Here is an 8,698-nt window from a genome sequence, read left to right as displayed (position 1 = left end):
TTTTTTTAAATAAAATAACCCAAACATTTCCAATAAAATATTGTAACAAAAAATCCTATTTCAAGACATTATTGGAAAAATCTGCCTTCATAAAAATAAAACATGAAAACAAAAGGAGTTCAAAGAGAGCATGGCGCCTTTAAAGTAAAATATAGCACCCCATTGCAATGCATAAAAATAGGAAGTTGCCTAAGAATGAGTTAATCTCAATAACGCTTGTTTTATGCTACTTTAATAAGGAAATTTTTCTGCACAGGTACGATTTATAAAGACATTGCTGTATAAAGAGAATCGCATGATCTGTAATTTGTAAAAAGAATCAAATTCCTGTAGAAGCATGCTAAGCTATCTATCTATCTAGCTTTCTTTATTTAATATTGAAAAGTACTCTTATAAATCTATGTGGGATAACGAACAACAAAAAAACGATCCTGGACAGGACCCTGCTCTTGTCGTCAAACGCTTACGGCCTGCGCGCCGGCAGGTCTCTGCTCGTTGGCTTACGGGAACCGTTCTGACAGGAATCACTTCCTGCATTCTTATGGGGATTGCACTTTTTACGGCTCTTGATGAACAACAGCGATTGGTAACACCGCCACAATGGTTTACGCAGGAAAACCTATCAGAATCACAAGACCCTGAGGCCAATGGGTATAAAGGTGATCGTATTTCTCCCACCCATGCACGGCAAAGCTTTGACAGAAAACGTCAATTTGAACTATCGATTCTACAAAAAAAAGGCGATGAAAAAGTCATTCAAACACAACATTTTGAATGGATTCGTATGGCTTTAGCCGAAAATCGCCCCCAGAAATATAGCTATCCAAAATTTGATTCTTTAAGCATTCTTGCCAGTGATTCGCAAAGTCAAAATATTGCACCACAAGAAGATTCTGGGCAGATTTACGGTGCAAAAATCGAAACAAAACTCACCTTACGCAGCTATGATTTTAAGGTAAATCAATTCGATTTTGATGACAGCGACACATTGACAGATGAAGAGGCACAACAAGAAGTGCAAAAAGCTGGATTTACTTTAGAAAAGAGCACCGAACTTCTTTCAGTTCTCACATTGATTGATCCTTTAAAGTTAGAAGATGTATCCTCCCCTTCCCAAGGCACAGAATCCCCTGAAGTTCGAATCGTTCAAGAAAATGTAACCGTTTCTCCTCAAAGCCACCGTATCGATCTGACGAAAAACTATGTTGAAGATATTATTCCTATTCGTAAAAAACAAACGATAGCCGATGCTTTCAAAAAAACCAGTTATACAAAAAAGCAAATTGACCAAGTTGTAAAAACGCTAGAAAAAATAAGCCTTTCCGATACTCTTAAAGAGGGAAGCCTTTTACGCATTGGTATCGTGACACAAGCTGGTGAAAAAGACCATCTCGTACGCGCAAGTATCTATCAAGGGATGCATCATGTTCTCACCATTGCCCTGAATGATAAAGGCCAATTCATTGAAAGCACAGAGCCTAAAATGTCTAAAGCGCTTAAAACGGCTTTTCAAAATGGTATTCCGCATTCTTACATCAATAGCGCGCAATTACCAACGGCTTATGATGCACTCTATAGTGCTTTGCTCAGTCATAATATATCACAATCTCTCTCTCATCGTCTTATTCGTCTGCTGGCCACCAATATTGACATGAAAAGTCCGATAACACCCAATGATCAGATCGAAATATTTTATGCCGTACCACAAAGCGATAAAGAAAACAAAAACGGCAAAAAGAACTTGAAAGCAAAGGAAGCATCCAAAAACACTGATCCAGAAATTCGTTATATTAGCGCAACTTTTGGAAATACAACTTATAAATATTACCGTTATCAATTAAAAGATGGAAGCGTTGATTATTATGATTCTGAAGGGAAGAGTTCAAAGCCTTTCTTGCTGCGCAAACCCACACCAAATGGGATTTTTGGCTCCCCCTTTGGTCCACGCAAACATCCTATTTTAGGCTATATTCGCATGCATACGGGTGTTGACTGGGTTGCTCCTAAAGGATCGCCCATTATTGCTGTAGGAGATGGTATTGTCACAAAAGTAGGCGTAACAGGCGGCTATGGAAATCACACGGAAATTCAACATGCCAATGGATATGTCAGCAGTTATTCACACCAAAGTCGTTATGCACCAGACATCAAACCAGGCGTGAAAGTACGACAAGGACAAATTATTGGATATGTTGGATCAACAGGAATGGCAACCGGTCCCCATTGTCATTTTGAAATCATTGTCAATGGCGTCAAAGTTGATCCCATGCGCATTCGTATACCGGATAGCAAAGCCTTAACCAATCAAGACCTACAAACATTCCTACAAGAAAAAAACAATATTGATTCTTTGATCAACAGCCCGATAGCACCCTCCGAAGAGACTTAAAGCATGAAAGCATCGGCATTTTCACGACTCAAAACATCTAAAAATATGCTTTAGCGCTTACTTTTCTCAAAGAGATTTCCGCATTTTAAATATCTATTAAAGGATACGTCGAAATATGCCACCACCCAAGGTCGCATCACAATGATTAAAAATAAAACGCCCTCCCCTTTTCAGGTTTACGCACAATAGGTTTGCAGATTTACGCACAATAGAAAAGTGAAAAATATGACCCCCCAAAAGGCTAACTCTTCTTGTTTATTTTATCAAAACGATAAAAATCCCTTTGTTTTCCATGCAATAAAGTCTTAAATCAAAGGTGAGTTTTTCTAAAGAACGAAGATTCTAAAATCCATATCATTCTATAAACAACCCGACTTCTTGTTGAATAGATTTCACTTGTTGAATGTATGCTGTTCATAGCCCTAAAGGACGGTGTTTCATGAACTTTATGAGCAAGTTTTACCTAAGAGAATATTCCTTACACACTTTTACAAAAACACCCCATATTTAAAGTTTTAACAGCCCTTACAAAAAATAACAAAACTTAAAAAAACAATCTCTTCGCAAAGAAATAGAGCTTACGAATATAAGTATTATTATTGGCTTAAAGGAGCACTTATTCAAAATAAATTTAAAGGCTCACTTAAGCACTTCAAAGCTCTAAGACAAGGAGAACTTTGAAAGCCGATCATCGGAGTCAATAAAGCAAAAAAACAACGAGAGAGAAAATCAAACATTACACCAAAAGATAAAGAAGCAAAGTTGCCTTTCTTGAAGACAATCGATAATTTAATATTAAAGAGTGCTGTGTTCGCGCTACTGAAGCCGTATTTTTCCTTCTTCTTGTGAAAAGATGCCCTCCCCATACATTCACGATGAATGAAAGGCAGCTTACCACGAGCAAAGAGTTTAACCCTTTAAAAAAATCAGTCAGAGCTTTTTTTTGAACTATTCATGCTAAGTTTTGGCAAAGGAATAACAATCTTTGTGCCTCCTAAAGCAGAAGTTTCAAACAGAGGTTTTTCACCAAATTGCATACAGAGCTGTTCCACAACCACACGACCAAGTCCTGTTTTTTGTTTTAAAGTTTGGCTTTTCATTCCCACGCCATCATCTTCTACAATGAGCATCAATTGTCCATCTTTCTGGGGACCAAAGGAGATATAAATATGACCCGACCGTTGATCAGGAAAGGCATGTTTTAAGGAATTTGTCAGCAGTTCACCAAGGATAATTCCAAGTGTTGTCGCATCTCTTGAAGACAGGCGACAATCTTTAAAGTTGGTGTGAATGGTGATGTTTTCACGCAATTCAAAAGGAACTGCCAATTCGACATCATGCACAACAGAACTAAGAAACTCTGCCAATAAAGTCGTTTCCATATCATCACTTAAGCGCAAACGACGATGTGCTGTAGAAATTGTCTGAATACGATCACGTGCAGCACCTAGAACAGAACGTACCTCTTCATTTTTGCTCCGGTTTAACTGGAGCCCCAGCAAAGAAGACACCGTTCCAAGAGAATTGCCAATGCGATGGCTTGCATCCTGCAACAATATTTCAACCCGTTGGCGTTCTTTTTCAGCGTGATTACGTGCTCTTTCTAATTCTTGTGTTCGTTCTTTCACGCGGGCTTCCAGAGCGATATTTTCGCTATGAAGCAGCAATTGATACAATTTTAAAGAGCGCATATCACGATGAAAACGATTAATAACAAAATAGGCAGAAATAAAGGTACTTACAACGGAAACAATAGCCGCCAATGTCAAAGCAGCCCGCATCAATGCGATACCCTCACGCTGTTTTTGTCGCACTACATCATCCCCATTAATAAAGCTTGTCATCAATTGAGCTAAACGTGCCACAGGAATCTTTGATACTTCCAAAGAGTCCGCATGAGAAGGTTGAGAAGGTTGTTCAGGAATCGCATCAAGAGCATGCATATGGGCATTCATAAAGGCTTTTCGTGCTTCAACCTCTTCTTTAAAAGCCGTAAACCATTTATACCACTGCGGATGCGCATAAACAATAAGTGCGATATAGTCGAGAATATTCCCCAACTCCCGCTCTGAATTTTCAAAACGTATTTTATCTTCCGCCTTGCGCGTTTTTGCATAGCTGCGATCAGCAACAGCCATATCAATCAAGCTAATAAGAACCAAATCAGCCTGTTCGCGCAATTCTGAACTTGTATTCAACTGTGCGATTTCTCGATCAACAGCATTTGAAAGCAACATAATAAAAACCGATGCCAAAAGAGCCATAACAAGAGAAACAACAATCGCACCCCACCGCCAGCGTGATATCGTTGCATCAGAAGAAGGCATTTGAGGCATCAAATTTGTTTTTGTTGTCATAGAATGTCCATTGGCGAACTTGAAAGTCGTCATTTTTCAGCACAAAGGAAGGCAACCTTATGGAACATAAAACCTAAAGCCCGTGAGAAAGTTTTATACAGGCTTTTCTTGTGTTCCTAAGGATACACGCCAAACTTCTGAATTTCCTCAGATACTGACTTTACTGTAATAGCTATAACGGGAATAAAAAAAACAAGGCTATCGATCATAATTATTATGCTTTTTTAGCCGTTAAATGAACACAATGTACTTCCAGCTGAGTAAGAATCAGGACCATAATCAGACTCACCATCCACCTTAAGAAGTTCTTGTAATCGATTACGCGCCCTGCTCACACGGCTTTTAATGGTTCCAACAGCACAACCACAAATAGTCGCAGCATCTTCATAAGAAAACCCCGATGCGCCAATGAGAATAATGGCTTCTCTTTGATCGGCAGAAAGCAAATTTAAGGCTTTTTTGAAATCTTGCAAATCAAGCGATCCATATTGAGCAGGATGAACAGCGACATTTTGAGTAAACACGCCATCGGTATCTTGAACTTCTCTTCCCTTTTTACGCATTTGACTATAAAATTCATTGCGCAAAATGGTAAAAAGCCAAGCTTTAAGATTAGTCCCCATCTCAAAACTATCTTGCTTAGCCCATGCCTTCATAACAGTATCTTGAACCAAATCTTCAGCTTTATCGTGCTTGCCACTTAAAGAAACAGCAAAAGCTCGTAAAGCCGGCAACACAGAAAGGAGTTCTTGTTTAAAGTTTTTCGCGCGCTTTGACATAAAGGATTCAAACCTTTTCCACATTGTTTAAGCCAAATTGCTCTGCGCGCTCCAACTTCTCTAAAAGCTCAAGCAAACACCGTGGCAGTGCCTCTTCTTGAATTTCCATGTAAAATTGACGTAACTTCCGTGCTATTTCGCTATTGACCCCGAGAAGATCATCTCCAACTGTAAATTGTGTGGTGAGATTTTTTTCATCACGGTCGTTCATTTTTCATCCCCCTAATCCATATAATATTGGTAGCACCGCGAAGAATTTTTTCGCCTTATAGTTGTAAATATAGCTGTCGGTAAAAAGTTCCATACAAATCAAGGAACTTTTTTATCGGTTGAGAATTTCAACCAACAAAGTGCTTGAAAGGTCAAAGGAGTTATAAATTATGTCATTATCAACGCGCATTGCCCCGCATCTTCCCTATCTTCGGCGTTTTGCCCGCTCTGTCACCGGTAGCCAATCCTCTGGCGATGCTTATGTGTCAGCGATGTTGGAAGCACTCATTGCCGACATCTCCATTTTTCCCAAAGCCTCCACTGACCGAATTGGTACCTATTGGCTTTTTTGCCATCTTTTTGACCAAACCACACCGAACATCCCAGAACCCCTGCCTCAATTTGGTCTTGAACAAAAAACCAGTGCCAAATTATCCTATCTCACGCCCCGTGCACGCCAAGCATTTTTGCTCATTGCCGTTGAAGGATTTCATGAACAAGAAGCCAGCGAAATCATGAATCTGGATACGAAAGAATTCCGCAAGCTTCTCAACCAAGCATCTATTGATATTTCTCAACAAATTGCCACTGAAGTCATGATTATTGAAGATGAACCTCTTATTGCACTTGATATTGAGCAAATGGTAGAAAGCCTAGGTCATCATGTTGTAGGAATAGCGCGCACGCGTGATGAAGCTGTCATTATGTATCATAAGAAAAAACCACGGTTGATTTTGGCTGATATTCAATTAGCCGATAACAGTTCAGGTATTGATGCGGTCAACGAGATTTTGAAAAATGACCATATACCAGTGATTTTCATCACGGCTTTTCCCGAAAGGCTTCTCACTGGCGAGCGTCCAGAACCAACTTTTTTAGTGACCAAACCTTTTAACCCAGATATGGTGAAAGCGCTTATTTCCCAAGCTTTATTTTTTCAAGAGAATGCTTCTAAAGCGGCTTAGAACAGGGTAACATCTTAAAATTATGATTGTTACGCCTCTTTCAAAGCCTCCCATGGATAAATCTCATATGAGTGCGCTCATGCAAGCGATTCGTGGTGCGGATATTTGCGTTCTCTATCAGGCAACAAATCTGGTTTATTTATGGGCTGAAAACTTGCCCCACCATTTGCACAATAAATGGCGGGTTGGGTGTCGTGACAGCGACTTTTTTTCGCTTGACCTTGCAGACAATATGGAAACCATCAAACTGCAAGTTTTAGCCAGTGGCAAAATGCAAACTGTTGAAGCACGTTTTGAAGATACAAACAAACAAGAGATTTGGTACAAATTTTCTATTGATTGCCACCGCAATGATAACGAAGACATTATTGGTATTATCACCACCGGTGTCAATATTTCCGGCTTACGCCGCCGTGAACAAGTGCTTAAAATCCTTCTTCGCGAAGTCAGTCACCGTTCTAAAAATCTTCTAGCGATCATTCAAAGTATTGCCAGTCAAACCGCCCGCTATACTGAATCTCTTCAAGTTTTTTTACGAAAATTTCAAGGTCGTCTTCATTCTCTTTCTCATTCTCAAGATCTGATCACGGATTCCGATTGGCGTGGTGCTCAATTTCGCGAATTGGTCCAAACGCAGGCTTTAGGCTATTTAATGAAAGAAACAGAACGTTTTTCACTTGAAGGCGTCGATCCTTATCTTTTTCCCAATGCCGCTTTGCATATTGGTTTGGCTTTTCATGAACTGATTGTCAATTCTCTTTCTTTTGGAGCCCTTTCCCAAGAAAAGGGGAGCATCTGTGTACGCTGTGAAATCGAAACAAAACTGAATGGCAAAACGCAACTTATCATCACTTGGCATGAAAATTTTGAATCCGGCATCCCTCCCACAAACAATAAAAAAGCCTGTTTTGGTAGTGCCGTTCTCGAAAAAATCGTTCCCATTTCCGTGAATGGTTCAGCTTCCCTCAAATTGACACAAGAAGGAATTGTCTATTGCCTCTCTGTTCCTGATACTTATTTTGATATTTTTTCTTAAAAGAGCATTTTAAACAATGAACAAGAGAAGTTTCCCCTTTTTTAGTAAAATGTCTCATCTATTTATTAAGCACAAAGACATTTTCCAACCTCTTTAAACCAACCTCTATAGTCCCCCAATAGTTCCCCAAAACCTTAACGAAAAACCTTAACGATGAGAACTGAAAGCCACATAAAATCTATTCCCGCTGTTAATCAACTTCCATCCCTCATATAACCGGCATATTTTAAAACAGAAACCAAAACGATAAAGAGCAAACCGTTTCAACTTTTACTATGCCAAATAAAAGCGAGCCTATTACCCATCTCTTTTTGTGTAATTTTCGCAATGCGCATACAATTTTATTTTGGCATAATATGCAATTTCAAGGAGTAAAGCTAACATCCATCATCATTCTTCAGCTTTACGGGCTTAAAGCCTCCACGAAAACGACAATTAATTGATGAAAATTACATATTTTACGCTTTTATATATCGCATTCTATAATGGAGATATTCTCTTCAGGTACAATAGGACATTCTAAAACAGAATACACTTATGTCTTTCATTCACGCACTTTTTTAATATTTCCCAGCGCATCCACGCTCATTTCAAAACAGTATCTGTAAATAAGATATAATAGCCCCCAGCCCCCGTAAAGTGAACCATCAAACCCGCCCCTTGTTACGCCATATCCTTCTTTACCTTCATGCCCCTTTTCACTTCATAAAAGTAGTAGCTGAGCATCATCATACCATTTGTCTTTCATGTTACAACAGCCATTGACCTTTGAGAGCGTCCATAAGAGGCATTTTAGGCTTTTTTTCAAATATTTCTCATTGATACAAAGCCCCTACACACCCCTTTATGACGTGCAAACCAATGACTTTGATTAATTCACTATAGAATAGCATCTCAAAGGGGAAAACCCATCTCAAAGGGGAAAACCCATCTCAAAGGGGAAAACCCATCTCAAAGGGGAA

Annotated in this window: 6 protein-coding genes; 3 read left to right on the top strand and 3 right to left on the bottom strand. The window is 39.3% G+C overall.

Features of this window, described 5'->3' with window-relative positions; translation table 11 throughout:
- Window positions 1-400 precede the first annotated feature (400 nt).
- Window positions 401-2,389: a M23 family metallopeptidase gene (locus tag ACFILH_RS00570; protein ID WP_375667205.1), complete on the top strand. Its 1,989-nt coding sequence runs from the start codon at window positions 401-403 to the stop codon at window positions 2,387-2,389.
- A 926-nt stretch (window positions 2,390-3,315) separates the two neighbouring features.
- Here the strand turns inward: ACFILH_RS00570 and ACFILH_RS00565 are convergent.
- The 3 genes from ACFILH_RS00565 to ACFILH_RS00555 form a co-directional block, all read right to left on the bottom strand.
- The gene (locus ACFILH_RS00565; protein ID WP_375631403.1) at window positions 3,316-4,746 is read right to left on the bottom strand and encodes a sensor histidine kinase; all 1,431 of its coding nucleotides are present in this window, start codon (window positions 4,744-4,746) and stop codon (window positions 3,316-3,318) included.
- 224 nt (window positions 4,747-4,970) lie between these two features.
- Entirely contained in the window at window positions 4,971-5,525 is a 555-nt protein-coding gene (locus ACFILH_RS00560; protein ID WP_375631404.1) for an RNA polymerase sigma factor, read from the bottom strand.
- Between the two features lie 7 nt (window positions 5,526-5,532).
- Window positions 5,533-5,736 (bottom strand): NepR family anti-sigma factor, encoded by a 204-nt coding sequence (locus ACFILH_RS00555; RefSeq protein ID WP_015856821.1) that lies wholly within the window; start codon window positions 5,734-5,736, stop codon window positions 5,533-5,535.
- Between the two features lie 169 nt (window positions 5,737-5,905).
- Between ACFILH_RS00555 and ACFILH_RS00550 the strand changes: the two genes are divergently transcribed.
- Both ACFILH_RS00550 and ACFILH_RS00545 read left to right on the top strand, forming a co-directional pair.
- Window positions 5,906-6,700, top strand: coding sequence for a response regulator (locus ACFILH_RS00550; protein WP_375654309.1), 795 nt, complete (start codon window positions 5,906-5,908; stop codon window positions 6,698-6,700).
- Between the two features lie 22 nt (window positions 6,701-6,722).
- On the top strand, window positions 6,723-7,736 hold the full coding sequence (locus ACFILH_RS00545; RefSeq protein WP_375631405.1) for a sensor histidine kinase: 1,014 nt from the start codon (window positions 6,723-6,725) through the stop codon (window positions 7,734-7,736).
- Window positions 7,737-8,698: the final 962 nt, after the last annotated feature.

The organism is Bartonella sp. CL435QHHD (genome assembly GCF_042195095.1).
Classification (GTDB): Bacteria; Pseudomonadota; Alphaproteobacteria; order Rhizobiales; family Rhizobiaceae; genus Bartonella.
This window is presented reverse-complemented; position numbering and strand designations above follow the sequence as displayed.

Excerpts from the sequence above, each read along its gene's own strand:
- ACFILH_RS00570 (WP_375667205.1), top strand. The coding sequence starts at position 401 with ATGTGGGATAACGAACAACAAAAAAACGATCCTGGACAGGACCCTGCT.
- ACFILH_RS00565 (WP_375631403.1), bottom strand. The coding sequence starts at position 4,746 with ATGACAACAAAAACAAATTTGATGCCTCAAATGCCTTCTTCTGATGCA.
- ACFILH_RS00560 (WP_375631404.1), bottom strand. The coding sequence starts at position 5,525 with ATGTCAAAGCGCGCGAAAAACTTTAAACAAGAACTCCTTTCTGTGTTG.
- ACFILH_RS00555 (WP_015856821.1), bottom strand. The coding sequence starts at position 5,736 with ATGAACGACCGTGATGAAAAAAATCTCACCACACAATTTACAGTTGGA.
- ACFILH_RS00550 (WP_375654309.1), top strand. The coding sequence starts at position 5,906 with ATGTCATTATCAACGCGCATTGCCCCGCATCTTCCCTATCTTCGGCGT.
- ACFILH_RS00545 (WP_375631405.1), top strand. The coding sequence starts at position 6,723 with ATGATTGTTACGCCTCTTTCAAAGCCTCCCATGGATAAATCTCATATG.